This window comes from Nocardia sp. MDA0666, assembly GCF_003023875.1.
GTDB lineage: Bacteria > Actinomycetota > Actinomycetes > Mycobacteriales > Mycobacteriaceae > Nocardia > Nocardia aobensis.
In genome coordinates this window covers 1-26,548 of the sequence record NZ_PYHT01000027.1, presented here as the reverse complement: position 1 = coordinate 26,548, position 26,548 = coordinate 1, and the positions used below count along the sequence as shown (strand labels likewise).

Annotated in this window: 20 protein-coding genes, 1 tRNA gene and 1 pseudogene; 15 read left to right on the top strand and 7 right to left on the bottom strand. The window is 68.6% G+C overall.

The window, feature by feature from the left end; translation table 11 throughout:
- Positions 1 to 37: 37 nt before the first annotated feature.
- The 3 genes from C8258_RS27505 to C8258_RS27490 all read left to right on the top strand — a co-directional run bounded on the left by C8258_RS27505 (position 38) and on the right by C8258_RS27490 (position 1,629).
- Complete coding sequence (locus tag C8258_RS27505; protein ID WP_106957645.1) at positions 38 to 667, top strand: histidine phosphatase family protein; 630 nt, start codon at positions 38 to 40, stop codon at positions 665 to 667.
- A 122-nt stretch (positions 668 to 789) separates the two neighbouring features.
- Positions 790 to 1,068 (top strand): hypothetical protein, encoded by a 279-nt coding sequence (locus C8258_RS27495; protein ID WP_158271321.1) that lies wholly within the window; start codon positions 790 to 792, stop codon positions 1,066 to 1,068.
- A 246-nt stretch (positions 1,069 to 1,314) separates the two neighbouring features.
- The gene (locus C8258_RS27490) at positions 1,315 to 1,629 is read left to right on the top strand and encodes a hypothetical protein (protein WP_062994904.1); all 315 of its coding nucleotides are present in this window, start codon (positions 1,315 to 1,317) and stop codon (positions 1,627 to 1,629) included.
- A 63-nt stretch (positions 1,630 to 1,692) separates the two neighbouring features.
- On the opposite strand, the gene C8258_RS27485 is transcribed toward C8258_RS27490, so the two are convergent.
- The 4 genes from C8258_RS27485 to aroQ all read right to left on the bottom strand — a co-directional run bounded on the left by C8258_RS27485 (position 1,693) and on the right by aroQ (position 10,380).
- Positions 1,693 to 2,616 (bottom strand): cutinase family protein, encoded by a 924-nt coding sequence (locus C8258_RS27485; protein WP_106957642.1) that lies wholly within the window; start codon positions 2,614 to 2,616, stop codon positions 1,693 to 1,695.
- A gap of 348 nt (positions 2,617 to 2,964) precedes the next feature.
- Positions 2,965 to 4,434, bottom strand: a complete 1,470-nt coding sequence (locus C8258_RS27480) for a glutamate synthase subunit beta (RefSeq protein WP_106957641.1) — start codon at positions 4,432 to 4,434, stop codon at positions 2,965 to 2,967.
- Complete coding sequence (gene gltB / locus C8258_RS27475) at positions 4,427 to 9,091, bottom strand: glutamate synthase large subunit (protein WP_106957640.1); 4,665 nt, start codon at positions 9,089 to 9,091, stop codon at positions 4,427 to 4,429. The genes C8258_RS27480 and gltB overlap by 8 nt, the downstream gene beginning before the upstream one ends.
- A 719-nt stretch (positions 9,092 to 9,810) precedes the next feature.
- A complete protein-coding gene (gene aroQ, locus C8258_RS27470; protein WP_146161352.1) occupies positions 9,811 to 10,380 on the bottom strand; it encodes a gamma subclass chorismate mutase AroQ in 570 nt (189 codons plus the stop codon).
- A gap of 471 nt (positions 10,381 to 10,851) precedes the next feature.
- Here aroQ and C8258_RS27465 point away from each other — a divergent pair, with 471 nt between their 5' ends.
- The 5 genes from C8258_RS27465 to C8258_RS27445 all read left to right on the top strand — a co-directional run bounded on the left by C8258_RS27465 (position 10,852) and on the right by C8258_RS27445 (position 17,212).
- Positions 10,852 to 12,810 (top strand): DUF4407 domain-containing protein, encoded by a 1,959-nt coding sequence (locus C8258_RS27465; protein WP_146161351.1) that lies wholly within the window; start codon positions 10,852 to 10,854, stop codon positions 12,808 to 12,810.
- Positions 12,811 to 12,972: 162 nt separating this feature from the next.
- Positions 12,973 to 13,887, top strand: a complete 915-nt coding sequence (locus tag C8258_RS27460) for a hypothetical protein (protein ID WP_146161350.1) — start codon at positions 12,973 to 12,975, stop codon at positions 13,885 to 13,887.
- The gene (locus C8258_RS27455; RefSeq protein WP_106957636.1) at positions 13,884 to 14,921 is read left to right on the top strand and encodes a DUF4129 domain-containing protein; all 1,038 of its coding nucleotides are present in this window, start codon (positions 13,884 to 13,886) and stop codon (positions 14,919 to 14,921) included. The genes C8258_RS27460 and C8258_RS27455 overlap by 4 nt, the downstream gene beginning before the upstream one ends.
- A 10-nt stretch (positions 14,922 to 14,931) precedes the next feature.
- Positions 14,932 to 15,915, top strand: coding sequence for a MoxR family ATPase (locus C8258_RS27450; protein WP_062994910.1), 984 nt, complete (start codon positions 14,932 to 14,934; stop codon positions 15,913 to 15,915).
- Positions 15,916 to 15,919: 4 nt separating this feature from the next.
- A complete protein-coding gene (locus C8258_RS27445) occupies positions 15,920 to 17,212 on the top strand; it encodes a DUF58 domain-containing protein (RefSeq protein WP_106957635.1) in 1,293 nt (430 codons plus the stop codon).
- Positions 17,213 to 17,216: 4 nt separating this feature from the next.
- Here the strand turns inward: C8258_RS27445 and C8258_RS27440 are convergent, their stop codons facing one another.
- Positions 17,217 to 18,047: an RDD family protein gene (locus tag C8258_RS27440; protein WP_106957634.1), complete on the bottom strand. Its 831-nt coding sequence runs from the start codon at positions 18,045 to 18,047 to the stop codon at positions 17,217 to 17,219.
- A 152-nt stretch (positions 18,048 to 18,199) separates the two neighbouring features.
- On the opposite strand from C8258_RS27440, the gene C8258_RS27435 reads away from it, so the two are divergent.
- Both C8258_RS27435 and C8258_RS27430 read left to right on the top strand, forming a co-directional pair.
- Positions 18,200 to 19,192 (top strand): stage II sporulation protein M, encoded by a 993-nt coding sequence (locus C8258_RS27435; protein WP_106957633.1) that lies wholly within the window; start codon positions 18,200 to 18,202, stop codon positions 19,190 to 19,192.
- Between the two features lie 710 nt (positions 19,193 to 19,902).
- Positions 19,903 to 20,241 (top strand): GNAT family N-acetyltransferase, encoded by a 339-nt coding sequence (locus C8258_RS27430; protein ID WP_036496941.1) that lies wholly within the window; start codon positions 19,903 to 19,905, stop codon positions 20,239 to 20,241.
- A 28-nt stretch (positions 20,242 to 20,269) separates the two neighbouring features.
- Here the strand turns inward: C8258_RS27430 and C8258_RS27425 are convergent, their stop codons facing one another.
- Positions 20,270 to 20,893, bottom strand: a complete 624-nt coding sequence (locus C8258_RS27425) for a TetR/AcrR family transcriptional regulator (RefSeq protein WP_106957632.1) — start codon at positions 20,891 to 20,893, stop codon at positions 20,270 to 20,272.
- A 78-nt stretch (positions 20,894 to 20,971) separates the two neighbouring features.
- Here C8258_RS27425 and C8258_RS27420 point away from each other — a divergent pair, with 78 nt between their 5' ends.
- Both C8258_RS27420 and C8258_RS27415 read left to right on the top strand, forming a co-directional pair.
- Positions 20,972 to 21,979 (top strand): GlxA family transcriptional regulator, encoded by a 1,008-nt coding sequence (locus tag C8258_RS27420; protein ID WP_106957631.1) that lies wholly within the window; start codon positions 20,972 to 20,974, stop codon positions 21,977 to 21,979.
- Positions 21,980 to 22,088: 109 nt separating this feature from the next.
- A pseudogene (locus tag C8258_RS27415) lies at positions 22,089 to 22,713 on the top strand (alpha/beta hydrolase).
- 54 nt (positions 22,714 to 22,767) lie between these two features.
- Here the strand turns inward: C8258_RS27415 and C8258_RS27410 are convergent.
- Positions 22,768 to 22,850, bottom strand: a tRNA-Leu gene (locus C8258_RS27410).
- Between the two features lie 280 nt (positions 22,851 to 23,130).
- On the opposite strand from C8258_RS27410, the gene C8258_RS27405 reads away from it, so the two are divergent.
- The 3 genes from C8258_RS27405 to C8258_RS27395 all read left to right on the top strand — a co-directional run.
- Complete coding sequence (locus tag C8258_RS27405) at positions 23,131 to 24,582, top strand: DUF3662 and FHA domain-containing protein (RefSeq protein ID WP_106957630.1); 1,452 nt, start codon at positions 23,131 to 23,133, stop codon at positions 24,580 to 24,582.
- Positions 24,583 to 24,768: 186 nt separating this feature from the next.
- Positions 24,769 to 25,236, top strand: a complete 468-nt coding sequence (locus C8258_RS27400; protein WP_030516711.1) for an FHA domain-containing protein — start codon at positions 24,769 to 24,771, stop codon at positions 25,234 to 25,236.
- Positions 25,233 to 26,548, top strand: a 1,316-nt coding sequence (locus C8258_RS27395) for a PP2C family serine/threonine-protein phosphatase (RefSeq protein WP_106957629.1), incomplete at its 3' end; no start/stop codon positions are given. The genes C8258_RS27400 and C8258_RS27395, both read left to right, overlap by 4 nt.

Genomic DNA, 26,548 nt, shown 5'->3' with positions numbered 1-26,548 from the left:
TCGCGAACCGGGAACCGGCGTCCGGCACAGTAGATCCGTGCAGCTTGTTCTCGTGCGTCACGCCCAGCCCGGACGGGTGCTGACCACCTCCGGTCCCGCCGATCCCGAACTCACCGAACTGGGTGTCGAACAGGCCCGTCGGGTCCCCGCGGTGATCGCCCGCTTCGCGGGGGGCGAGCATCGCATCGCACGGGTGGTGAGCAGTCCGCAGCGGCGGGCCCGCGATACCGCCGCGCCGACGGCCGAGAAGCTGGGACTGCCGGTCGAGGTGCTCGACGGGCTGGCCGAATACGACCGCGACCTACCCGCCTACATCCCGATCGAGGATGCCAAGCGGGACTTTCGCGCCACCTACGACCGGATCAAGGCCGGACATCTGCCCGAACAGATCGACGGTCCCGCATTCGTGGCGCGGGTACTGGGCACGATCGCCGAAATCGTCGCGGCCGCCGAACCGGCCGATACCGTCGTCGCCTTCGCCCACGGCGGGGTGATCAACGTACTGCTGCAGGACGTGCTCGGCCTGCAACGGCCGCTGACCTTTCCGATCGACTACTGCTCGATCACCCGAGTGCTCTTCTCGCGCAGCGGGACCCGGACCGCGGCGACGGTGAACGAGAACAGCCACGTCTGGGAACTGTTGCCGCGCAATCTGCCGGTGGACTGAACAGCCGCCACATTCACAGCCGATTACCAGCGCGATCGCTCGTCCGTCCCAGCATCGAGTCGTTCGATGAGTGACCATGGGCCCCCGCACGACGGCCCGTGTTCCGAGTGAAAGGTAATCCGTTGCTCTCCAAGAGTTCTTCGCGCCGCAGGCTGATCGCCCGCATCGCCGTCGCCGGCGCCGTCGCCGCCGCCCCCGTGGCAGCCGTCGCCGTTCCCGCCTTCGCCGACACCCCCTCCGCCGCACCCGTCGACTGGCACGACCACGACCACGACCACGACGGGTGGCGTCATCACCACGATCACGACCACGGGCCCTGGCAGCCGGGGCCGGGCGGCTTCCTGCCCGGCGGGCCCGGCGGCTTCCTCCCCGGACCGCCTCCCACCGGCTCGTTCGGCTGATCGACCGCGACGGCATACGAGGGCCGCTCCTTTTCAGGAGCGGCCCTCGTTGCTGTGTGGGGAGGCGGATTCAGCGAGCCGTGACCGGGATCCGCGGTGCCGTGACCGGTCGCTTCAAAGTTCATTCACAGTTCGCAGACATCGCCGACCCAGCCGGGAGCGTTTCGATGTACTCGTGAGCCGCCGGGCCGACCGGCCCGAAACCGAGAGCGCGGCTCCATATTTCGCAGACGAAAGGCCGAAACCTTGCAGACCACCGCGAAGCCGAAGAACCGCACCCGCCGCCTCGTGACCCGCGTCGCCGTCGCCGGCGCGCTCGTCGTCGTTCCCCTGTCCGCGCTCGCCGTGCCGGCCTTCGCCGACACGCCCGCCAATGCCCCCAGCGCGGTCGCCATCGACCGTGACAACCACCCCGGCGACCGCGATCACGACGGCGACCACCGCGGGCCCGACGGCGACCATCGTGGCGACAACCGCGGGGATCGGGACCGCGGACCGGAGAACCAGCCGGCTCCCGCGCCGCAGCTGCCCCAGCTCCCGCCGACCGGTTCCGCCGGCTGATCCCGGAAACGGTGCAGGCCACCCCGCTCGATGCGAGGTGGCCTGCACGGGTGGATTACCGGCTCATGCCATTCCGGCGATCCAGTTGTGCATCCAGGTGATCGCGGTCTGACCGCCGCCCACCGAGTAGCTCCCGTAGGAGGTGTGGGTGCCGGACTGGTAGAAGTGCTCGAGCTGTTCCACCCGCTGCTGGTTGGCGTCGTCGGTGAGCTGCGACTGCAGAGCCCCGACACCGCCGTGCGCCATCAGATCGCCGATGATCGAACCCGCCTCGAGCTGGTAGCGCCACAGGTTGGCCGCGCTCGCACCGGAGGCCTGCGCCAGGAAGCCGGCGAAGCGGGTGACGTAGTCGGTGTCCTCGGTGGAGCAGTACAGATCACCGGCCGCGCAGATGGTGCGCACCCGGTCGCTGAGGAAGCCGAATCCACCCACGCGCGGACCACCGGCGCCGGCGCCGCCGACGACCGGGCCGACCTGGACGTCGGTGGGCGAACGGCGCGGATCGGAGATCAGGCCGACACCCGAAACGCGGTCCGGCGGAACCACGCCCAGGCCGGTGCCGATCTCGGCCGCCAGATCGCCCGCGGCATCCGCACCCTGGCTGTAGCCGACGATCGCGTAATGCGTACCGGCGCAGCGGGCCGCCATCCCCTGGATGAGGCCGCGCGCGTTGTCGGTCGCTTCCTTCTTGGAGGCGCCGTAGACATCGCCCTCCCACGGGAAGGCGGTCGCGGCGTAGCTGACGTAGTCGACGTCCGTCGAACTCGGCAGGCCGCGGGTCACACCGGACAGCATGCCGGGGCCAACCATGTGATCGGGCTTGTGGTCACCGGTTTCCCAGGTACCCGGAATCGCGACGACATACAGGCTCGGGCATCCGGGATCCGCACTCGCGGAACCGCTTCCGATCGCGGTACCCGACACTGCCATACCAGCCAGTACCGCGACTGCCGCCCCGGCGGCCGCGACAACCTTCTTCAACCGCATGCTGCTCCAGTTCAAGCCAGCCCTCGCCGGGGCTCCTCATATGTATTCGCCGCTGATGATGCCGCCGCCACATTGCCGCGCGGTAAATTCCCGGCGAAGCAAAAACCGCCCACCTCCGTGACGCGCGGCAGCGAGAGGATCTCGCGACAACGAGTCCGGACACGGACCAAGAGCATTTACGACATACCGGTGCTCAGGATAACGGCGGCATCGAGGAACTGCCATCCGAGCTCGAAATCCCGTCCGATTTCCGATGTTTGAGACTCGGGTACACGTTTCCGCACTACAGCGCGAAAAAGCAGGCGTCCACGGGCTCGAAAGCCCGTGGACGCCTCTGAATTTCAGTGGTCAGCGCTGGGGGACCGCCGTCGGAGCGATCGGCGCCGGTAGCGCGGTCTCGCCCTCGAGGTGCTTGTCCACCGCCGACGCGGCGGCCCGGCCCTCGGCGATGGCCCACACGATCAGCGACTGCCCACGCCCCATATCGCCGGCGACGAAGACGCCGGGAACGGTGGTCTGGAAGTCCTTACCGCGCTTGACGTTGCCGCGCTGGTCGTAGCCCACGCCGAGCTCCTCGAGCAGACCCGGCTTCTGCGGGCCGACGAAGCCCATCGCCAGCAGGACCAGATCGGCCTCCAGCGTGAAGTCGGTGCCCTCGACCTTCTCGAAGCGGCCGTTGACGTTGCGGACCTCGTGCGCCTGCAGTCCGGTCACCTTGCCGTCTTCGCCGATGAACCGCTCGGTGTTCACCGAGAAGACGCGCTCGCCGCCCTCTTCGTGCGCCGAGGAGACCCGGAACATCAGCGGGTAGGTCGGCCACGGGGTCGACTCGGCCCGCTCGGCCGGCGGCTTCGGCATGATCTCGAACTGGTGGATGCTGGCCGCACCCTGCCGGTGCGAGGTGCCCAGGCAGTCGGCGCCGGTGTCACCGCCACCGATGATGACGACCTTCTTGCCCTTGGCGTGAATCCGCGGCAGGCCCTCCTCGTCGGCGACCGGATCGCCGAGCTGAACGCGGTTGGCCAGCGGCAGGAATTCCATCGCCTGGTGGATGCCGTCCAGATCGCGACCCGGAATCGGCAGATCCCGCGCGATGGTGGAACCACCGGCGAGCACCACCGCGTCGAACTGCTCGCGCAGCTGTTCGGCGGTGATGTCGACACCGACGTTCACGCCCGCCTTGAAGATGGTGCCCTCGGCCTCCATCTGCGCCAGGCGGCGGTCGATGAAGCGCTTCTCCATCTTGAATTCCGGAATGCCGTAGCGCAGCAGACCGCCGATGCGGTCGTCGCGCTCGAACACCGTGACGGTGTGACCGGCGCGGGTCAGCTGCTGGGCCGCGGCCAGACCGGCCGGACCCGAACCCACGACCGCGATCTTCTTACCGGTCAGGCGAGTCGGATAGACCGGCTGCACCCAGCCCTCGTCGAAGGCGTTCTCGATGAGCTCGACCTCGACCTGCTTGATGGTGACCGGATCCTGGTTGATGCCGAGCACACACGACGCCTCACACGGCGCCGGGCACAACCGCCCGGTGAACTCCGGGAAGTTGTTGGTCGCGTGCAGACGGTCGATACCCTCGCGCCAGCGATCCCGGTACACCAGGTCGTTCCACTCGGGAATCAGGTTCCCCAGCGGGCAGCCGTTGTGGCAGAACGGGATACCGCAGTCCATGCAGCGGCTGGCCTGGGTCTGCAGGGTCTGGTGGGAGTAGCTCTCCTCGTAGACCTCTTTCCAGTCCATCAGTCGCAGCGGAACCGGACGGCGGGTGGGCAGCTCCCGCTTGGTGTGCTTCAGAAATCCCTGTGGATCACCCACGTGCGGCCTCCATGATCGCCTCGTCGACATCCCGACCGGCCTTCTCAGCCTCGGAGATAGCGAGCAATACCTTCTTGTAGTCGCGAGGCATAACCTTCACGAAGTGGTTCACCTGCTGCGACCAATCGCTCAGGATGCGTTCGGCCACCGCCGAACCCGTCGCATCGCGATGGCTCGCGACCACGTCGCGCAGCCAGGTGAAGTCCTCGCCCTCGAGCTGTTCGATATCCACCAGCTCGGTGTTGAGGTTGGCTTCGAACGTGCCGTTCGGGTTGTAGATGTAGGCGATACCGCCCGACATACCGGCACCGAAGTTCCGGCCGGTCTCGCCGAGGATCACCACTCGGCCACCGGTCATGTACTCGCAGCCGTGGTCGCCCACGCCCTCGACCACCGCGGTGGCGCCCGAGTTGCGCACGCAGAACCGCTCGCCGACCACACCGCGGATGAACGCCTCGCCGCTGGTGGCGCCGAACAGGATCACGTTGCCCGCGATGATGTTCTCTTCGGCGACGAAGGACTCCGGCGCGTTCAGCGACGGCCGCACCACCAGGTGCCCGCCCGAGAGGCCCTTGCCCACATAGTCGTTGGCATCACCGAACACCCGCAGGGTGATACCGGCCGGGACGAACGCGCCGAAGCTGTTGCCCGCCGAACCGGTGAAGGTGATGTCGATGGTGTCGTCGGGCAGGCCGGCGCCACCGTAGAGCTTGGTCACCTCGTGGCCGAGCATGGTGCCGACCGTGCGATTCACGTTCGTGATCTTGGTCTCGAACTTGACCGGCTTGCCGCGCTCGAGCGCATCCGCAGCCTGGGCGATGAGCTGGTTGTCCAGCGCCTTGTCCAGGCCGTGGTCCTGAGTCTTGGTGTTGCGGCGGTCCTGGTACATGAACGCCGTCTCGACATCGTCGAGGATCGGCGACAGATCCAGCTTGCTCGCCTTCCAGTGCTCCTTGGCCTTGGTGGTGTCGAGCAGGTCGACCCGGCCGATGGCCTCGTCGAGCGTGCGCAGCCCCAGCGAGGCCAGCAGCTCCCGCACCTCTTCGGCGATGAACATGAAGAAGTTCTCGACGAATTCGGGCTTACCGGTGAAGCGCTGACGCAGTACCGGGTTCTGGGTCGCGACGCCCACCGGGCAGGTGTCGAGATGGCAGACGCGCATCATGACGCAGCCGGAGACCACCAGCGGAGCGGTCGCGAAACCGTACTCCTCGGCACCGAGCAGCGCGCCGATCAGCACGTCGCGGCCGGTCTTCATCTGGCCGTCGACCTGCACCACGATACGGTCGCGCAGACCGTTGAGCAGCAGCGTCTGCTGGGTCTCGGCCAGGCCGAGCTCCCAGGGGCCGCCCGCGTGCTTCAGCGAGGTCAGCGGCGAGGCGCCGGTACCACCGTCGTGGCCGGAGATCAGCACGACGTCGGCGTGCGCCTTGGAGACGCCGGCCGCGACCGTTCCCACACCCGGCTCCGCGACAAGTTTCACGTGAATCCGAGCCTGCGGATTCGCGTTCTTCAGGTCGTGGATCAGCTGGGCCAGATCCTCGATCGAGTAGATGTCGTGGTGCGGCGGCGGCGAGATCAGGCCGACACCCGGCGTCGAGTGCCGCACCTCGGCGACCCACGGGTACACCTTGTGCGCGGGCAGCTGACCGCCCTCACCGGGCTTGGCGCCCTGGGCCATCTTGATCTGGATATCGGTGCAGTTGGTCAGGTAGTGCGCGGTCACACCGAAGCGGCCCGAGGCCACCTGCTTGATCGCACTGCGCCGCCAGTCGCCGCTGTCCTCCGGCTCGAAGCGGGCCGGCGACTCGCCGCCCTCACCCGAGTTGGAGCGGCCGCCGAGACGGTTCATCGCGATGGCGAGGGTCTCGTGCGCCTCCGCCGAGATCGAGCCGTAGCTCATCGCGCCGGTGGAGAAGCGCTTCACGATCTCACTCGCCGGCTCGACTTCCTCGATCGGAATCGCGTGCCGGCCCTCGGTCTTGAACTTGAACAGGCCGCGCAGCGAGGCCAGGCGCTCGGACTGGTCGTCGACCAGCTTGGTGTACTCCTTGAAGATCGAGTACTGACCCGAGCGGGTCGCGTGCTGCAGCTTGAACACCGTGTCCGGGTTGAACAAATGAAACTCACCCTCGCGCCGCCACTGGTATTCACCGCCGATCTCGAGTTCGCGGTGCGCGCGCTCGGTGCGGTTCTCCAGGAAGGCGACCCGGTGGCGGGCGGCGACCTCGGCGGCGATGTCGTCGAGACCGATGCCGTCCAGCGGCGAGGTCAGGCCGGTGAAGTACTGGTCGCACAGTTCCTGCGACAGGCCCACGACCTGGAACAGCTGCGCGCCGCGGTAGGAGGCGATGGTGGAGATGCCCATCTTGGACATCACCTTCAGCACGCCCTTGCCGGCCGCCTTGTTGTAGTTCTTGACGGCCGCGGCGTAGTCGGCCGCCTTGTCGCCGGTGCTGCCCGGCATCTCCAGCGCACCGCGCTCGAGCATGTCCTCGATCGACTCGAAGGCCATGTAGGGGTTGATCGCGGCCGCGCCGAAGCCGACCAGCATCGCCATGTGGTGCACCTCGCGGGCGTCACCGGCCTCGACGACCAGGCCGACCTTTGTGCGGGTCCGCTCGCGCACCAGGTGGTGGTGCACCGAGGCGGTGAGCAGCAGCGACGGAATCGGCGCCAGCTTCTCGTTGGATTCGCGGTCGGACAGCACGATGATCCGCGCGCCGCCGTCGATGGCGGCCGACACCTGGGCGTTGATCGCCTCGAGCGCCTTGCGCAGGCCCTTGCCGCCCTTCTTCACCGAGTAGAGCCCGCGCACGACCACCGAACGCAGCTCGGGCCGCGAACCGTCGTCGTTGATGTGGACGAGCTTGGCCAGTTCGTCGTTGTCGAGAATCGGCTGGGTCAGCGTGATGTGACGACAGGACTCCGGTCCCGGATGCAGCAGGTCGGCCTCGGGACCGATGGTGCTGCGCAGGCTGGTGACGACCTCCTCGCGGATGGCGTCCAGCGGCGGGTTGGTGACCTGCGCGAACAGCTGCGCGAAGTAGTCGAACAGCAGGCGGGGACGCGAGGACAGCACCGCGATCGGCGTATCGGTGCCCATCGAACCCAGCGCCTCACCGCCGGTCTTGGCCATCGGCGAGATCAGCAGGCTCAGTTCCTCGGTGGAGTATCCGAAGATCTGCTGGCGGATGAGCACGCGGTCGTGCGACATGTGCTCGTGCGGACGGTCGGGCAGCTCGGCCAGCTTGATGATGCCCTCGTCGAGCCACTCCTGGTACGGCTGCTCGGCGGCCAGCTGCGACTTGATCTCGTCGTCGCTGATGATGCGGCCCTGCGAGGTGTCGACCAGGAACATGCGGCCGGGCTGCAGACGGGCCTTGCGGACCACCTTCGACGGCTCGATGTCGAGCACGCCGACCTCGGACGCCATGACGACCAGGCCGTCCTCGGTGACCCAGATGCGCGACGGGCGCAGACCGTTGCGGTCCAGCACCGCGCCGACGACGGTGCCGTCGGTGAAGCACACCGAGGCCGGGCCGTCCCACGGCTCCATCAGCATGGAGTGGTAGCGGTAGAAGGCGCGCTGCGCCGGGTCCATCGACTCGTGCCGCTCCCAGGCCTCCGGGATCATCATCAGCACGGCGTGCGGCAGGCTGCGGCCACCGAGGTGCAGCAGTTCCAGCACCTCGTCGAAGCGCGCGGTGTCGGAGGCGCCCGGAGTGCAGACCGGGAAGATCTTCTCCAGCCGGTTGTTGCCCTCGCTGTCGGTGCCGAAGATCTCGGAGTTCAGCAGCGCCTCGCGGGCGCGCATCCAGTTCTCGTTACCGGTGACGGTGTTGATCTCACCGTTGTGCGCGACGCGGCGGAAGGGGTGGGCCAGCGGCCAGGACGGGAAAGTGTTGGTCGAGAAGCGCGAGTGCACAATGCCCAGCGCCGATTCGACCCGGTCGTCCTGCAGATCCAGGTAGAACGCCCGCAGCTGCGGGGTGGTGAACATGCCCTTGTAGACGAAGGTCTGACCGGACAGGCTCGGGAAGTAGACGGTCTCGCGGCCGACGGCACCCTCGCCGGCGCCCTGCTTGCCGAGTTCGTGCTCGACCCGCTTGCGCACGACGTAGGCACGCCGCTCCAGATCCATGCCGCTGAGCTGCTCGGCGGCGTCGGCGGGCGAGGCGATGAACAGCTGCCGGAACGTCGGCATGGCGTCGCGCGACAGCGCACCCAGGGAGGACTCGTCGATCGGAACCTCGCGCCAGCCCAGAACGGCCAGGCCCTCTTCCTTGACGATCTTCTCGACCCGGTAGCAGGCGCGGGCGGCCTCGCGGCGGGCCTGCGGCAGGAATGCGATACCGGTGGCGTAGGAACCTTCCGGCGGCAACTCGAACGCGGCACCGCTCTCGGCCAGCGCGGCCCGGAAGAACGCATCCGGGAGCTGGATCAGGATGCCCGCACCGTCACCGGAGTTGGGTTCTGCACCCGCAGCACCACGGTGCTCCAGGTTCAGCAGTGCCGTAATAGCCTTGTCGACGATGTCGCGGCTACGACGGCCATGCATGTCGACGACGAACGCGACACCGCAGGAGTCGTGCTCGTTCGCCGGGTCATAGAGCCCGATCGGTCCAGGTGACCTGTGGCCAGGAAGTTGCGTCATGCCTCTGCCTTCAAGAAATAGGCGCCTTCAACGAAGAGGCCTTCGATTTCGATGCCTTCTTTCCGATGGCCCTCGTCGAAACGCCTCCGCCTAGACTGCGTCCGGACGTTGCGGCGACCAGCGGCGCTGATGGTCATCCCGTGCAGTCAAACTCTCCAGTTGTCCACCCGCTTCGGTTTCGTAGTCGGGTGCTCGGTGGTAGCGGAACTCTGAGGAGTTCCTTACCCACCGCGCCGTGCTCGCCCGCTAGGCTGATGCTTGCGGCTCGTGGCCGAGTGCGGGCGACGAGTCGGACATTTCACGTCCGACACTTAGAGCAAACGATAAGTCAGGACCGGAGCCCAACCAACTTAGGTTGTGCTAAATACTCCGTCTACCTGGGCATCTTCATCGGTCCTCCACTACCTGCGCGTTCTCCAGTGTAAAGCAGCCGGCGCGGATCGCTGAGTCGCGTTCGCCACTGCCGTCGATAGCGCCTGGGCATCGCCCGCGAGCTGGGAGCCCAGTCCTGCGCAACGCTCTCACCTGCGTCGAAACAGATTTCCCCGTACGCCGCGGCGGCAAACCGGGGTGTAAGGCGGCTAACTCTCCGGACACCCGGAGGAGACATTCCGGATACCGGAGCGACAAGCCACGCCAATGTGCGGACCGTACGGCATCGTTTGCGAATGTGGAGTTCAGCACATTCTGGGCAAACCAAGATCGAGAATGGCTGTGGTTTATTTCACATACGTTGCGGGACAAAGCGTTACGGTCGCCCGGACCAGCGCCGCGCCGTGCAGTGCGTCCACCCGGCCCGAGGTAAGAACGGGGAAGACGGCGGCCGCGAGCTGCTGCGCACAATCCGGCGCGTCCAGCACGGTGCGATGCGCCGCCAGCCGACTCAGGATTTCGCCGTTCACCTGGTCGATCACGGGCCGCACGGCGGCCAGATCCGACGCATCCGATGCGGGCGCGGCAGCCGGATCGAACCGCCACCGGGAGAGTAGTCCGTACTGCACGGTCTTGTTGGCTTCGATCTGGCCGGTGAACACCTGCCGCACCCAGTCCTGCGGCAGCCCCGATCGGGTGCCGGCGGCGGCCATCGCGTCGTAGACCTGCGCCTCGCGCACCGGGTCGTCCACCACGGGAGCCTGTCCGGTCCGCTGCGAGGTGGTCCATTTCGCGCTGGCGACGGCGTCGGCGGTGTTCAGGCGGCGCAGCACCAGCTCCACCAAAGGACTCAATACCGACCGGCCTTCCTCCGTGGGAGCCGCCTGCGCCTGCGGAAGTACGTGTTCCGCGGTCATCGGCGCCACGATCGCGAATGCCGAGGTGAGAAGCACGGCGGCCGCGACGAGGCGAGCGCGGCGGCGCGGGCGGTGACCATCGCATCGCGACCGTTCGGCGTGGGCGTCGACCGCCACCGCGGAGTCGCCGGTCTCACCCGCATATGCTCCCCCGCTCCCATGAGCACCGACTTCCGGAGTCGCTCGCACGTTCCGCCCTCCTGTCACGGCCGCACCCTCGTGTGGATCGGTGCCGCCTACCCGAGAGTAGGGTTTCGCTCCCCGGCCGTCTGTGAGGCTTACCACATCGATGCCACCGCACTCGGTGGTTCCCCGGTCGGCCTGTCACTCTGAACCTGATTGCGCGCGGCCGGGGCGCTCGGCGGATTACCCGCTCCGCCCGCGCGCGGGGGCACACCACCGCCCGGACCACGATGCAACGACCGTTTCGCCCGTGGCGACAACGATTGGGACCCAGAGGATGTGAATCCGTTGACCGATCCCCGCGTCTTCGATCAATCCGCCACCGGACGTCCGGCGTCCGAAGCCCCGGCCTCCGAAAGCCCGGCCTCCGAACCCTCGGCGACCGAAACCCCGGCGGCCGGCTCCCGCACGACCGCACCGCGACCCATGTCCCGGCGGTCGCCGATCGGCGCGCTGACCTGGCTCGGCGGCGCCGAAGCCGGCCGCGGCGATCGGCACGAGGCGTCGGCCTACGCCGTCACCGGTGGGGTGGTGCTGCTGTTCGCGGTGCTGTCCGGGATCGTCGTCGCGGCAGCGGGTGCGGCGGCGCACTGGCCCGCCGCGGTCGTGGCGATCGTCGCGCTGCCCGCCACACTGCTGGTCGGCGCGATATCGCGAGCCCTGGCCACCGCGCCACTGTCGGACCGGGCCGGCCGCGGCCGGGCCGAGCGGTTCGGGCGGGTCGTGGTCGCGGTGATCACCGGTGTGCTGGTGGCCGAGCTGGCGAGCACGGTGATTCTCGCCGGATCCGTCGACCGCACGCTCGACGATCGGTCCCGCCGCGACGCCGAATCCGCCGCGACCGTGGTCACCGCGCGCACCGAACTCGACCGGGCGACGGCCGAACGCGCCGAACTCACGCAGACCATCGCCCAGGCGCAGGCCGATATGGATCAGGCCCTGGTCGTCGCCCGCTGCGAATACAACCCGACGCCGCAGTGCCCGCAGACCAAGATCACCGGGGTGCCCGGCCGGGGCCCCGAATCACAGACCGCCAACGCGATGCTCGACGACGCCCGCGGGCGGTTCAACACCGCCCAGGCGCGCATCCAGCCCTCGGACGCGGAGATCGCCACCCGACAGAGTGCCCTGGAGCAGGCCCGTACCGCTGCCTTCCACACCGGGGACCGTGGTCTGGGCGCGCGCTGGCTGGCCATGAACGACTACACCACCGGGCATATCGGCGCACTGCTGTTGCGCCTGCTCACGATCGCGATCGCGGTGGTACTGGCACTGCTGCCGCTGATACTGCGGTCCTGGCGTGGCGAATCGTCGTTCGACCGCGCCGTGGCCGCGCGGGCCGAAGCCGACCGCGCCGCGCGGGCCGCCGACACCGCGGTCGCGGTCCAGCACGCCGAACACCGGGTGGCCGCCGCACAACTGGCATTGCACGCCGATACCGCGATCGATCGCGAACGCCAGCGCAAACGGGTGATAGCCGCGATCGGCAACCTGGAAATCGGCATCACCGAACCGCAGCGCCGGGCGGTGGCCGAATTCGAAGCGCTGGCCGCCCTTCCCCCGGGGGCGCAGACCGCCCCGAACGCATTGCCCGCCGCCGAATCCACGGCCCGAACCGACCCCCTACAGGAGGCGACCGTGACCGCACGGAATCTGCCCGCACAGCTGCCCTCGACCGGCCTGGCGCCGAATTCGCCCGCCGCGGTGCCCGCCCCGCGCGAGGATGCGAAAAAGGGTGGTGGACTGGAACTCCCGGTGATCGGCACGGTGCCGTTCACCGATACCGCGGCGCGCTGGATCCGGCCGCTGGTGCCCGGATTCGTCACCTCCGCACTCGACCGGACCATAGACACCGCGACCGCACCGCTGCGCACCGTCCGTCAGGTCTTCGAAGAGGCGGAGGAGATCACCTTCACTCTCAAACGCACCCGCAAGGTGACGGTGAACTCCGAGGATTCGCACGATCCGGCGGTGGGCTACGCACATCCGGCCCAGGCGCTGCCGAATGCGCCGTACGGCCAGGTCACCGCGTCGTACCCGTACGACGCCTACCAGCACGACCCGCGTTACGCCGCCTACCGGCACGACCCGCGCTATGCGCGCTACGCGGCGCTCCCGTACCGGGATCCCGCGGCCCACCCCGGCCTGCCGGAATCCGGCCCGTACGGCGAATTGCCCGCCGCCGACGCGACCGAACTCGGCTACCGCGCCCCGCGCGAACTGCCGCCCGGCTCCGGCCGCGACTGACCGAGGGCTGCGACCGGACGCGCCCGGAGCCACGGCCGGTGGCGGCACGGTGCGTCGTCGCGTGGGTGTGGCCGACCGGGTCGCGTCGGCTCGTGGGCGGCCCCGGCCGCGTGGCCGCTCGGATAACCGTCACGCGTCCGGGTCCGTGGATAGACTCGGCCCGTGTTTCCAGCCGTGACCGGTCGAGAGGGGCGATCGTCCGCCCACCGCGTGGTGCCGCCGCGCGGTGCCGACGACCGCGACTCCGGAGGCGGCGGTGGAGACGACGCCGAACGAATTCCGGTGCGACCGCTGTCGTGGCGCGAGCTGGCCGATCTGCCCTTCGCGGTGTTGCAGCATCGGATTCGGCTGATCGCCGGGCTGGCGGGTGCGGGATCAGCCGCGGCCCTGGGGGTCGTGGCCGGGATCACCGCACTGGTGTCGTTCGCGACCGACGGCTCGAGCGCCGGAACCGCCTGGGCGGCAATTCTTTCCACAGCCTGCTGTGCATGGGTGCTGCGGCTGTGGACAGTCGGCGTCACCGTGCCGATCGGGCTCGCCGTCGTCGACGACCAGCCGATCACCGCGCGCACCGCCGCCGGGCGCCTGTTTCCGGTCTCGGGCCGGCTGCTGCTGAATCAGGTGATTTCCACATCGATCGGCTTCGGCATCCTGTTGCTCGGCACGCCGCTGATCGTCACCCTGATTCCGGCGGTGATCTGGCTGGCGCGGGTGCGCGGGACGAGGTGGCCGATCGCGCCCGTCCTGTTCACCGAATCGATTTCGTACCAGGCGGCGGTCCGACGAGCGAAACTCCTCGCCACCGGCCGCGTGATGCCGTTGGCCGGTCTGTGGCTCTATCTGCGCGCAGTGCTGCTGGTGCTGGCGGCGCCGGTCGCGGGACTCCTGGGCTTCCTCTCCGATATCTCCGGCACCCATCGCTGGGCGGTCGTCATCCTGCTGTCCGGTGCGGTGCTGCTGATTTCGGCGTTCGCCGCGGCGGTGGACGCCGCGACCGCGGTGGTGGTCCATATCGACCGGCGCTGCGGCCGCGAAGGTTTCGACATCCGGATACCGAGCGGGCAGGCGGCACGGTGACCGACGACGACGCCCGGCCGGATCGGCCCTCGGCGCCTCCTCCACCGGCACTCGGCCCGGCCGCCCAGCACCGCGCCGCGGCCGAATCCGCCGCGGGGCACCACGATTTCGATACCGCACTGCGCGAACGTTTCCGCGCCGTCGTGCGCGGTCTCGAACAGGGTGGGGTGCTCGAGGTCCGGCGTTCGCGCACCGCGCGCGAAACCGCGTCGGCCGCAGCGCATGCCCTCCCCGGCGCCTCCGCCGAATTCGACGGCGCGGCACACAGTTTCGACGAGATCGTCTACGGCGGGCGCACCGCCACCCCGGACGAATATCAGCGCCTCACCTCGGCCGACCGGTATTCGCTGGCGCCGCCGCCACCGCCGGACCCGATCGAACAGCGGCGCTCGGCACGCACGCGCCGTGGCCGTCGTCAGCTGCCGCCACTGCCACAGTTGTTGCGCGACAAGCGTTTCTGGGCTGTCGTGGTGGGTGCGCTCGTCGTCGCGCTGGTGGTGTATCTGCTGTTCCGGCTCGCCGCCGCACCGACGGCCCCACCGCAGCCGCCGCAGCCGCACTCACCGCCACCGCCCGATCATCCGGATGTCCGACCACCCGATGTGGGCGGGGGCAACGATTCGATCTTCCAGCGCCTGCCGCCCTGGCTGGCCTACGGCGGATTGCAGGCGCTGATCTTCGCCGCGGTCGTGGTCTGGTGGCGCGCCCGCCGCCGCGGTGCCGTGGTGGGCGAACCCCGACCGGTGCAGGTGGCGGCCGGTGAGCTGCTCGCCGGTCAGGCCGCGCTCTACCGCAGAACCAAGGATCGCGACCATGTCGCGGCGAAATTGCGCGCGGCCACCCTGCGGCGCATCCGCGCCCGCGTGGACCTGCGCGCCGATGCCGCGCCGGAACGAGTGAGCGCGGTGATCGGAGCCCGGATCGGCGTCGATCCCGGCCGCGTCGCCGCGGCCTTCTACGGGCCCGTCGCCGACGATGCGGCACTGGAATACGTGGCGGCACAACTGGACTGGATCGAATCGGAAACAGGATGACGGAGACCGGATGACAACGGCGCAGACCAACCACACCCCCACCGCCGACCAGGCGCTCCGGGCGCTCGGCGAGGTGCGTGCCGAGATCGGCAAGGCCGTCGTCGGCAACGACCACGCGGTGCTGTACCTGGTACTCGCGCTGCTGTGCCGGGGCCACGTGCTGTTGGAAGGTGTTCCGGGCGTGGCGAAGACGCTGCTGGTGCGATCGCTGGCCGCGGCGCTGGAACTCGAGCACACCCGGGTGCAGTTCACTCCGGACCTGATGCCGGGCGATGTCACCGGCTCCCAGATCTATGATCCACATTCGGCCGAATTCACCTTCCGCCGCGGCCCGGTCTTCACCAACCTGCTGCTCGCCGACGAGATCAACCGCACACCGCCGAAAACCCAATCGGCACTGCTGGAGTCGATGGAGGAGCGGCAGGTGTCGGTGGCCGGCGTGCCGCAGCCGCTGCCCGATCCGTTCGTGGTGATCGCGACCCAGAATCCGATCGAACAGGAGGGCACCTACCCGCTGCCGGAGGCGCAGCTGGACCGGTTCCTGTTCAAGGTGGACATCCAGTTGCCCGGCCGGGACGACGAATTCCGGATTCTGCAGCGCCACGCCGCCGGCTTCGATCCGCGCGATCTGGGCGCGGCGGGTGTGCGGCCGGTCGCGGGGGCGGCGCATATCGCGGCGGCGCGGGCCGCCGTCGCACAGGTGACGGTCAATCCGGAGGTGCTGGCCTACATCGTCGATCTGTGCCGCGCCACCCGCACCTCCCCCGCGGTTCAGCACGGCGCGTCACCGCGCGGGGCGACCGCGGTGCTGGCCTCGGCTCGGGCCCTGGCCTGGCTGAACGGGCGCGCCTTCGTGACACCCGACGACGTCAAAACCGTTGCGGTGACCGTCCTGCGGCATCGTCTGCAGCTGCGTCCCGAGGCCGAACTGGACGGCGTGACCGGTGACGGCGTGATGTCCTCGCTGCTGGCCGCGGTCCCGGTTCCGGTGTAGCGCGATGATCGTCACGGGTCGGCTCGCCGTCTGCGCGGCCGTGGCGGCGGTGGTCGTGGGTGTCGCACTGCCGTCCTGGGCCGGAGTCGTGGTGCTGACGGGTGTGCTGGCTCTGCTGGTCGCCGTCGACGTGATCGCCTGTCGCACCGACGCTCTCGAACTGTCCCGGGTGCCGCTCACCACCGTCCGCGTCGGCCGCACCGCCACGGTCGAGCTCACCGTCCTGAACCGCGGCCCGGGCGTGGTGCGGGCACTGCTGTGGGACGACTGGCCGCCCAGTGCGCAGGCACCGGCCGAGACCCACCGGTTGCGTCTGCCGCCGAACACCACCACTCGGCTGGCCACCACCGTCCGCCCGGCTCGCCGCGGCGATCGGATCGCGGGGCCGGTCACGGTTCGGCTGGTCGGACCGCTCGGCCTGGCGGGGCGGCAGTTCCGCCGCACCGTTCCCGCCACGGTTCGTGCACTGCCGCCGTTCCGGACCGAACGGATCCTCGCTGCCAAGGTGAAACGGCTGCAGCATCTGGACGGCCGATCGGTCGCCAACCTGCGCGGCCCGGGCTCGGAATTCGATTCCTTCCGCGAATACGTGGCCGGTGACGATGTGCGTTCCATCGACTGGCGAGCCACGGCCCGCGCGACCGATGTGCTGGTCCGCACCTGGCGGCCCGAACGCAATCGCCACGTGCTGATGTTGATGGACACCGGCCGGATCAGCGCCGCCCGGCTCGGCGAGCAGACCCGGTTGGACACCGCCATCGAGGCCGCGCTGCTGCTGGGCGGATTGGCGGCCGCGGCCGGGGACACCGTCGATCTGCTGGCCTTCGATCGCGAGATCCGCGCCGAGGTGCGGGGCGCGCGCGGAAAAGCCGTGCAGCCCAAGCTGATGCACGCCCTCTCGGGCGTCGTGCCCGCACTGCTGGATGCCGACACCCCGGCGATGGTCCGCACCGCGGTTCGCCACACCCGGCGGCGCAGCCTGGTGGTCTGGTTCACCAGCCTCGACGGGGCGATGGTCGAGGAGAATCTGCTGCCGGTGCTCCCGGTGCTGAGCAGTCGGCACCGGGTGCTGCTGGTGTCGGTCACCGATCCGGAGATCGCCGTGACCGCGACCCGTCGCGATTCCGCCGCCGAGGTCTATGCCGCCGCGGCCGCCGAACATCTGCTCACCGAACGCGCGATCGTGCGAGAAACCTTGCAGCGACAGGGAATCGACGTGGTGGCCGCGGCGCCGGATCGCGTACCGGAGGCGCTGGCCGACGAGTACCTGGAACTGAAACGGTCGGGAGCGCTCTGAGCGTTCACGCTCCCGGCCGTACCGCCGGGGCGTACGGCTGCGCGGGGGCCGCCCACTGCTGGGGCATCGGCCAGAAGGGCAGGCGCGGTGGCGGCAGAATCCGGCGTTGCCGCTCTCCGATCACCGCGCCGAGAATCTGCAGCGGCGGATATCCGGCCGGTGGCGCCACCCGCAGTTGCTCGCAGACCGCGACCACCAGCGCCGCACCGAGTTCCGCTTGGACCTGCGGGGTGAGGTGCGGGAAGCGGGTCAGATACCGGCGCACCGGCAGTGCGAGATCCTCGGTGAGCCCGGACAGATCCAGCCGTCCCACCCAGTCGACCAGCCACGGCGGCGCGACGGCCAAGGCAGGCATGGGAATTCGCGCCCGATCCGACACCACGACGGTGCCGGCCAGGATGTCACCGACGCGCCGCGCCCGCGGCGAACACAGCGAGGTGACCACCGCGACCAGACCGAACCCGCCGAGATTCCAGAAATCGACGAGCGCGCCGGCGAGGCCGCGGGTCAGCGCGTGCCGGAAATCGACGGGGCCGCCGTCGCCGCGCACCACACGCAGGCCCAGTGCCATTTTTCCGACGGTCCGCCCGCACATCAGGGTTTCGCTGACGACCGGATATCCGACGAGGACGGTCACCATGGTCATCAGCACGGCCACATCGACCCACGCGCCGTCGGGTTCGAATCGGAACAGCACGCCGACGACGGCCGATAACAAGAGGAGGGCGAGAACGAGCTGCAACACCAGATCGATCGCGAAGGCCGCGGCGCGGGTGGGGATGCGCGCGATCGGCAACTGCAGGGAGACGGCCTCCCCCGTGGTGAAATCGGCCATGATCGCTCCAGTATCCCGAATCGGGCGCGTGCGAACTAGCCTTCGGGGGGGCAGGTCGGCACGAACACAGGAGAATTGCCGCGATACCCTGCGAAGCTCATTGCGGCGATTCGACCGGGTGCGGGTGTCCCGCATGAACACAGGAGGAGCCGATGGACGTCGATGCCTACTCGTTCGCGCAGCGGCGGCATTGGGATCGGCTCGACCGGCTGACCGCGCAGCGGCGCCTCAGCGGCGCCGAGGTCGACGAATTCGTGGCCCTGTATCGCCGCACCTCCCAGCAGCTGGCGCGACTGCAATCGCATTCACCGGATCCGGAGTTGATCAACGGTCTGAGCGCGGTCCTGGCGCGAGCGCGGGGGCGGCTGCTGGGCGCGCGGACCGACACCTGGTCGCAGATCGGCTATTTCTTCACCCACCGGTTTCCCGCCGCGGTGTATCGAGCGTGGTCGTGGTGGGCCGGGGTGGCGGCCGCGTTCCTGGCCGTCTCGGCCGGAATCGGCATCTGGGTGTCCGGTTCCGATTCGGCGCGAAGGACTTTGGGGCTGCCGTCGGACGCGGCATCGCTGACCGCCCCCGGCGGTCGCTTCGAGTCCTACTACTCCGAACATCCGCACGACGCCTTCGCCGCACAGGTGTGGACCAACAACGCCTGGGTGTCGGCGATCGCGTTGTTCACCGGCATCCTGATTCTCCCGGCCGCCTATCTGCTGTTCATGAACGCGCTGAACGTGGGGGTGTCCGCCGGGCTGATGGCGGATGCCGGGCGGCTCGACTCGTTCTTCGGTTTCCTGCTGCCACACGGCATGCTCGAACTCACGGCCGTTTTCATCGCCGGCGGTGCGGGGCTGAAGCTGGGGTGGACGCTGATCGATCCGGGGCGGTCGTCGCGGGCCGAGGCGCTGGCCCGGCAGGGCCGGGCGACGGCCACGATCGCACTCGGTCTGGTGGCGGTCCTGCTGGTGTCGGGCCTGATCGAGGGATTCGTCACGCCCGCCGGCTGGCCTGCGCCGGTGCGCATCGGTATCGGGCTGGTTGCCGAGCTCGGATTTCTGACCTACGTCTTCGGCCCCGGACGCCGTGCGGCGCAGGAAAGTGTGGCGTTGCGGTCCGCGGCGGCCGCGGACGAGCGCATATCGAGCTAACGCCGACCGGGTTCTGCTGAGGCTGAGAAAATCCCTTGCGAGAGGGCGGGGATTCGAAGGATCATCGGAGTGCCGATTTGAGATCCACTGGCCGCAGCGAGTCCAGCTCAGCTGCGGCCAGCGTTACCGTCGACTCTACACAATCGTTACCCCTACGCAACCTCCTGCGCACTCCGTCTGCCCGGCCGTAACCGAGCCGAAACCCGCAGCCGGGCAGCACTTCCGGAGACCGGGCGCAAATACCTGGCGGGCGGTCGGAAATAGTGGTGCACCCCATACCGCAACGCTCGAGTAGCCGGGATTTTTCTGCCCATTCGGCGGTTGGCCCCGCCGCCGGATACGCGGTCCGCGATCATTTCCCGGCGCGTCGCCTGTCGCTTACCTGTTCGACATCACCGCAGGTCAGAACGTCAACCGAAGGCGCTGTGGCGCCATCCGGAAGGGCGACACGACCAAGAAACAAACTTCAAGTTTGTTACCGCTGGAGATTCCAAGTCGGCCGTCAGGTAATTCTCAGATAGTTGCGGATGCGCTTCCATTGAATTGTGCAGTTATTTCGACAGCGAACTCGAACAACAATTCTTCGCCAGTAATACTGGAAACGAATAACGACCGGTCAGCCGCCGAGAATGCGGCGAAGATCACACTGCCGCGCGCGTCCTCGTCCGAACCTGCCCGAATCCGGCCAGCCGGGCCGCAATACTGAGACCATGACCGCCGAACAGCAACCCTCCCCGGTCGTCACGCAGGCCGCGGAGCGGTTCGAAATCAGCGTGGACGATCGGCTCGCCGGCTTCACCGAATACCTCGACCACGACGGGCAGCGGATCTTCTACCACACCGAAATCGACTCCGACTTCGCCGGACGCGGCCTGGCCGGCGCCCTGGTCTCGCAGGCACTGGACCGTACCCGCGAGGCCGGTCTGCGCATCGTGCCGATCTGCCCGTTCGTGGCGGGCTACATCCAGAAGCACGAGGAATTCGCCGACATCACCGACGCTGTCACGCAGGACGCCGTCGACTACGTGCGCACCCAGCGAGGCCGCTGACGAACGGCGCCCCGGGAGGACGACACCTTCAGAGAACTCCGCCCGCGACCGAAGTGTCCCACGCCCCGGGCAGATTACGACTCGACACCTCGGCGATATCGCGCAGGCGCGAGAGCGGAGTTCCCAAGCGACTCAATTGAATGAGACCCTGCGCCGTCATCACCACCGCGGCGCTGTAGGCGGCCAGGGTCGCCGGATCGAGTTCGGCGCCGGATTCCTCGGCGGCGCGGCGTAACCGCTCGGCGACACTCTGTTCCATCGCGGCGGTGGTCCGATTCCCGATGCCGATCACCTCGGGCAGGCGCGAGCCGAGCTGGGCGATGCTGTTGAGCATCAGGCAGCCGCGCCGATCGGGCTGTGCGACGCAGTCGTCGATGATCGCCTCGAACAACGCGCGCACGGCCGCGCGCGCCGAACCGGGAGCCGAGGTCACCACCTCGCGAACCAGGCGAGCGCGGCCCTCGCAGTAGCGTTCGAAGGCCGCGAGGAACAGGCCGCGTTTGCTGCGATAGGCGGCGTAGATGCTGCCGTTGCCGATGCCGCTCGCGCGCGAGACGTCCTCGACCGACGTCTGTTCGAAACCCTGCGACCAGAACAGTTCGGTGGCGGCGTCGAGCAACGCCGATTCGTCGAACTGCCGTGGCCTCCCCATGGCGCCCACCGTATCAATCGCACTGCGACCCCGGCCACAAAGCTTGTTCTGGAGGCGTTACTCCAGAATGATGGCGGGATGGCCCTCGAACTCGCCCAACTACCGCGCCGGCGGGTAGGAATTCTGGTCTTCGACGGCGTCAAGATGCTCGACTTCACCGGCCCCGCGGAAGTTTTCGTCGAGGCCAACCAGGCCTGCCCGGGATACGAGGTCGTACTGGTGTCGGCGGACGGCGGCAGTGTGCAGACCTCGATCGGCGCCCGGATCGAATGCGCGGTCGCGGCGGCCGACGCGGGCGTCTTCGACACCGTGGTGATACCGGGCAGTGAGCTGCCGCCCTCTCGATTCGTCACACCCGAACTGCTCGCGGCGGCGCGGCGGCTGTCCTGGAACACGCGGCGCCTGGCATCGGTGTGCAGCGGCGCGTTCGTCCTCGCCGAACTGGGCCTGTTCGACGGGCGCCGGGCCACCACGCACTGGAAGTTCGCCGCACATCTGGCGCGCCGCTATCCCGCGATCGACGTGGCTGCCGACGACATCTACGTGCGCGACGGAAACCTCTACAGCTCGGCCGGGGTGACCGCCGGGGTCGACCTGGCACTGGCGATGGTCGAGGAGGATTTCGGCCCCGACATCGCACGCCGGATCGCCCAGTTGATGGTGGTGTACATGCACCGCGCGGGCGGGCAGTCGCAGTTCTCGGCCTCGCTGTCCGGGCCGGCGCCGCGCAGCCCGCTGGTGCGCAAGGCGGTCGATCTCATCTGCGCGGAACCCGCCTTCCCCCATACCGTCCGGACGCTGGCGGCCCATGCCAATGTCAGCCCGCGGCATCTGACCAGACTCTTCCGCGCCGAATTGGAGCGCTCCCCCGCCGAATACGTCGCCTTCATCCGCTTCGGGGTCGCCCGGGACATGCTGCATGCCGGCTGCGGAGTGACCGAGGCGGCGATGGCGGCGGGCTACGGCAGCACTGAGGCGATGCGTCGCGCGTTCATAGCCCGGCTCGGGATATCGCCCAGTAAGTATCAGCGCCGGTTCCGGACCACCGGATCCGGCGAGACACCGCTGGTGGCCGCCGTGTCTTGATCCGGTGTTTTCCCGTCCCGTAGCGAGGGACGCGTTGCCATCCCACCAGCGGAAACTGATCGGGCGCCGCGTTGTCCGCAGCCGCACACCCCGCCGAAAGGAATCACCGATGACCGGAAATCCGCTGGGCGTCTCCCTGGAGCAGGCCGCTCAGGAGCTCGTCGACGCGACCTCACAGCCGCCGTTCCTCTACCAGCTGCCGCCCGAGGAAGGCCGCAAAGCCGTTGACTCGGTGCAGGATTCGCCGATCGAGAAGCCGGCGAGGAGTGGATCACGGTCGAGGGCGGCCCGACCGGATCGGTGCGGGCCCGCATCGTCAAACCGCAAGGGGTGACCGAGACGCTGCCCGTCATCGTGTACACCCCCGGCGCCGGCTGGGTGTTCGGCGATGCGCACACCCACGACCGGCTGGTGCGCGATCTCGCCGTGGGTGTGCACGCGGCCGCGACCAGCGAAGCGGACCGCGCCCAGATCACGGCCTCCCCGCTGCGCGCCACCACCGAGCAGCTGGCCGGACTGCCCCCGGCGCTGGTGATCACCGCCGATGTCCTGCGCGACGAGGGCGAGGCCTTCGCCGCCAAACTTCGCGAGGCCGGCGTCCCCGTCGTCCAGACCCGGTACGGCGGCATCATCCACGATTTCTGATGGTCAACTCCATGCACGCCACCAACGCGGCGAAAGCGGCGGTCGCCCAAGCCATCTCGGTGCCGCGCGCGGCACTGCCCACCGCCTGACGGACACGAAAAAGAAGAGCCGCAGATCGGATTCGATCTGCGGCTCTTCCTCTGTGGGCGAAGGGGGACTTGAACCCCCACGTCCCGAAGGACACTGGCACCTGAAGCCAGCGCGTCTGCCATTCCGCCACTCGCCCGAGCGACTGGACGACAGTATCACGCGCCCGCTTCGCACACGAAATCGCCTGCTCACGACGGTTGCGGGGGAGAATTTTCGGATTATGGGAACCGTGGGTGGCCGGTCGTGAGTTACAGCGGTGGAGGATCGTGGATATCATGCAGTGACCGTGTCCGTTCGACGACACGCCCTATCGGCATGTCGTGTCGCGGGATCGTGACGCCCGGACGACACAGACCGATCAGCTGACGTAGACAGACAGCGCAGGCAACGAGGGCGGGCATCGAAGGGAGGCCGGTATGGGCATCGTCTCGCGTTTCGAGCGACGTCTGCAGGGCGCCGTCGGTGACGCCTTCGCCAGGGTCTTCGGCGGCAGCGTCGTTCCCCAGGAGGTGGAAGCGGCGCTGCAGCGCGAGGCCTCGGATCGCCTGAGCGAACTCGAGGGCGGGCATCTGCTCGCCCCGAATGTCTATGTCATCACGGTCAACCCCACGGACCTGCAGGAACTCGATGCAGACCACGAGTTGACCACCCGCGCGTTCGCCAAGCATTTACAGGACTACATCCGCGATCAGGGGTGGCAGACCTACGGTGAAGTGCACGTCGAATTCGAGGCATCCCCTACGCTGCACACCGGACAGTTCAGGACGCACGGACGGGTCGACCCGGATGCGGGCCGCCGGAACCCCCCGGCACCGCGCCGGCCGCCCGATCGACCTGGACGACCCCCACAACGACCCGCACACCCGCAACCAGGAGCTGGCCCCATGACGCAGAACTCAGGCTACGACCCCAGCCGAGAGCCCGCGGAGTCCGATCCACGCAACCGCGGGTACGCACCCCCGCCGGGGGGCCGCCCCGCGCCGCAATATCAGGACGACTACGGCCGGGGTGGTCAGTACCCCGGTGCCGGTGAATACGCCGCTCCGGAATCGCAGCCCGCCTACGGCGACTATCAGCAGGGCGGCGACTACCAGAACGGCTACGACTACCAGCAGGGCGGCGCGGGCTACCAGCAGGGTGGCGCGGCCTATGGGCAGCCGGGCTACGAGCAGGGCAGCTACGACCAGAGCAGCTACGACCAGGGCTACGGCCAGCAGGCCTACGCCGACCAGGGGTACGGCCAGCAGCAGGCGTACGAGCAGGGCGGCTACGAGCAGAGCGGCTACGACCAGGGCTACGGCCAGCAGGGCTACGCCGACCAGGGGTACGGGCAACAGCAGGGTTATCCGGAGCAGAACTACGGTCAGCAGCCGGGCTATGGCCAGACGCCCGGATACGACCAGGGCTACCAGGCTCAGGCCGGCTACGGCCAGCAGGGTTACGCCGACCCCGGCTATGCCGATCAGGGGTACGCCGACCAGGGCGGTTACGGCGCCGAGGATCAGGCGTACGGACAGCAGCCGGCCTACGGACAGCAGGGCGGCTACGCCGCGGCCCCGCAGCCGGCGCGCGGCGGGTCCGGCTATGCGGCCACCCTGCACCTCGACGACGGCAGCGGCCGCACGTACCAGCTACGCGAGGGCAGCAACATCATCGGGCGCGGCCAGGACGCCCATTTCCGGCTTCCCGACACCGGGGTGTCCCGTCGCCACATCGAGGTGCGCTGGGACGGTCAGGTCGCCATGCTCTCGGATCTCGGTTCCACCAACGGGACGCTGGTCAACGGCTCTCCCGTCCAGGATTGGCAGCTCGCCGACGGAGATGTGATCCGGGCCGGGCATTCCGAGATCCTGATCCGAATCGTCTGATCCCGTAAGCTCGCCGGTGCAGGTCACGATGGGGCGCGAAAACCGCTCGCCCGTATCGTGATCGCAACCGGTCATCGGCCCTATTATGCTGCCAACATTCGCTCGGCAGCCGGGCCGTGCTGACCAGCACGCCGGTTGGGGGACGAAACGCCACTACGGGACCGGTCGAACAGGAGGTGGAGCGCCGTGCAGGGACTGATCCTGCAGTTGACCCGTGCGGGGTTCCTCTTGTTGTTGTGGCTGTTCGTGTGGGCGGTGCTTCGCACCTTGCGCAGCGACATCTACGCGGCATCAGGCATTCGGATCCAGCCCCGACCCACCCGAGGTTCGGTGGTGCTGCCATCCTTCAGCCGTGGCCAGAAGGGCGCCAAGTATCTAGTGGTGACTCAGGGTTCACTCGCCGGCACTCGGATCACGCTCGGCACCCAACCGGTGCTCATCGGGCGTGCAGACGACTCCACGCTGGTACTGACCGACGACTACGCCTCGACCCGGCATGCACGGTTATCGCCGCGCGGCGAGGACTGGTACGTCGAAGACTTAGGATCGACCAACGGGACCTACCTCGATCGAGCGAAGGTCACCACTCCCGTCCGAGTTCCACTCGGCACCCCTGTCCGTGTCGGTAAGACTGTGATCGAGCTGCGATCGTGACTCAAGTTCTCCGCTACGCAGCGCGTAGCGACCGTGGTCTCGTCCGGGCAAACAACGAGGACTCCGTCTATGCCGGTGCACGCCTGCTGGCGCTCGCCGACGGCATGGGTGGGCACGCCGCCGGTGAGGTGGCCTCGCAGTTGATGATCGCCGCGCTGGCTCATCTCGACGACGACGAGCCCGGCGACGATCTGCTCGGCAAACTCGACCGGGCGATTCGCGAAGGCAACGCCGCGATCGCCGACCAGGTCGAAGAGGAACCCGAACTCGACGGTATGGGCACCACGCTCACCACCATCCTGTTCGCGGGCAAGAAACTCGGCCTCGCCCATATCGGTGACTCCCGGGCCTACATGCTCCGCAACGGCGAGCTCGCCCAGATCACCCGCGACGACACCTTCGTCCAGTCGCTGGTCGACGAGGGCCGGATCACCCCGGAGCAGGCCCACACCCATCCGCAGCGGTCACTGATCATGCGGGCACTCACCGGAAACGAGATCGAGCCGACGCTCATCGTCCGGGAAGCCCGCGCCGGTGACCGCTATCTGCTGTGTTCGGACGGCCTGTCCGATGTGGTGAGCGACGAGACCATCGCCAACACCCTGCGCGAGGGCAGCACCGACGAGGCGGCCGACCGGCTCATCGAACTGGCTCTGCGCAGCGGCGGTCCCGACAACGTCACCGTCGTCGTCGCCGATGTGATCGATCTCGACTACGGCCAGAGCCACCCCATCGTCGCGGGCGCCGCCTCCGGTGAGGACGAGGACACACCACCGCCCAACACCGCCGCCGGGCGTGCCGCCGCCATGCGTCCGCCGCGGGCGGCACCCCGCCGGGCCGCGGTCGCGGCGGAACCGCCCGAGCCACGGAAGAGCCACAAGGGCCGCTGGATCGCACTGGCCGTCGCGCTCGTCGTGGCCGTCGTGGTCGGACTCGTGGTGGGCTACAAGATGATTCGCAGCAACTACTACGTGGGCGCCGACAACGGCAACGTGGTGATCATGCGCGGTCTGCCCGGCTCGGTTCTCGGCTATTCGATTCAGGATGTGGACCAGCTGGTCTGCGTCGACTCGCGCAACAAGGTCACCCTCATGCGACCGGGCGCCGGCTTCCCGAGCGGGTGTAAGCAGCTGGCGGTGGCCGATCTGCAGCAGACCGGCCGCGACAAGGTCAACAACGGCTTGCTGCCGCCCGGTGGATTCGATTCCACGCGTGGGCAACTGGAGAAGCTGGCCGCCACCGACCTGCTGCCCGTCTGCGCGAAGCCGGCCCCGCCGGTCGCTCCGCCGCCCGCCGAGCTGTCTCTTATACA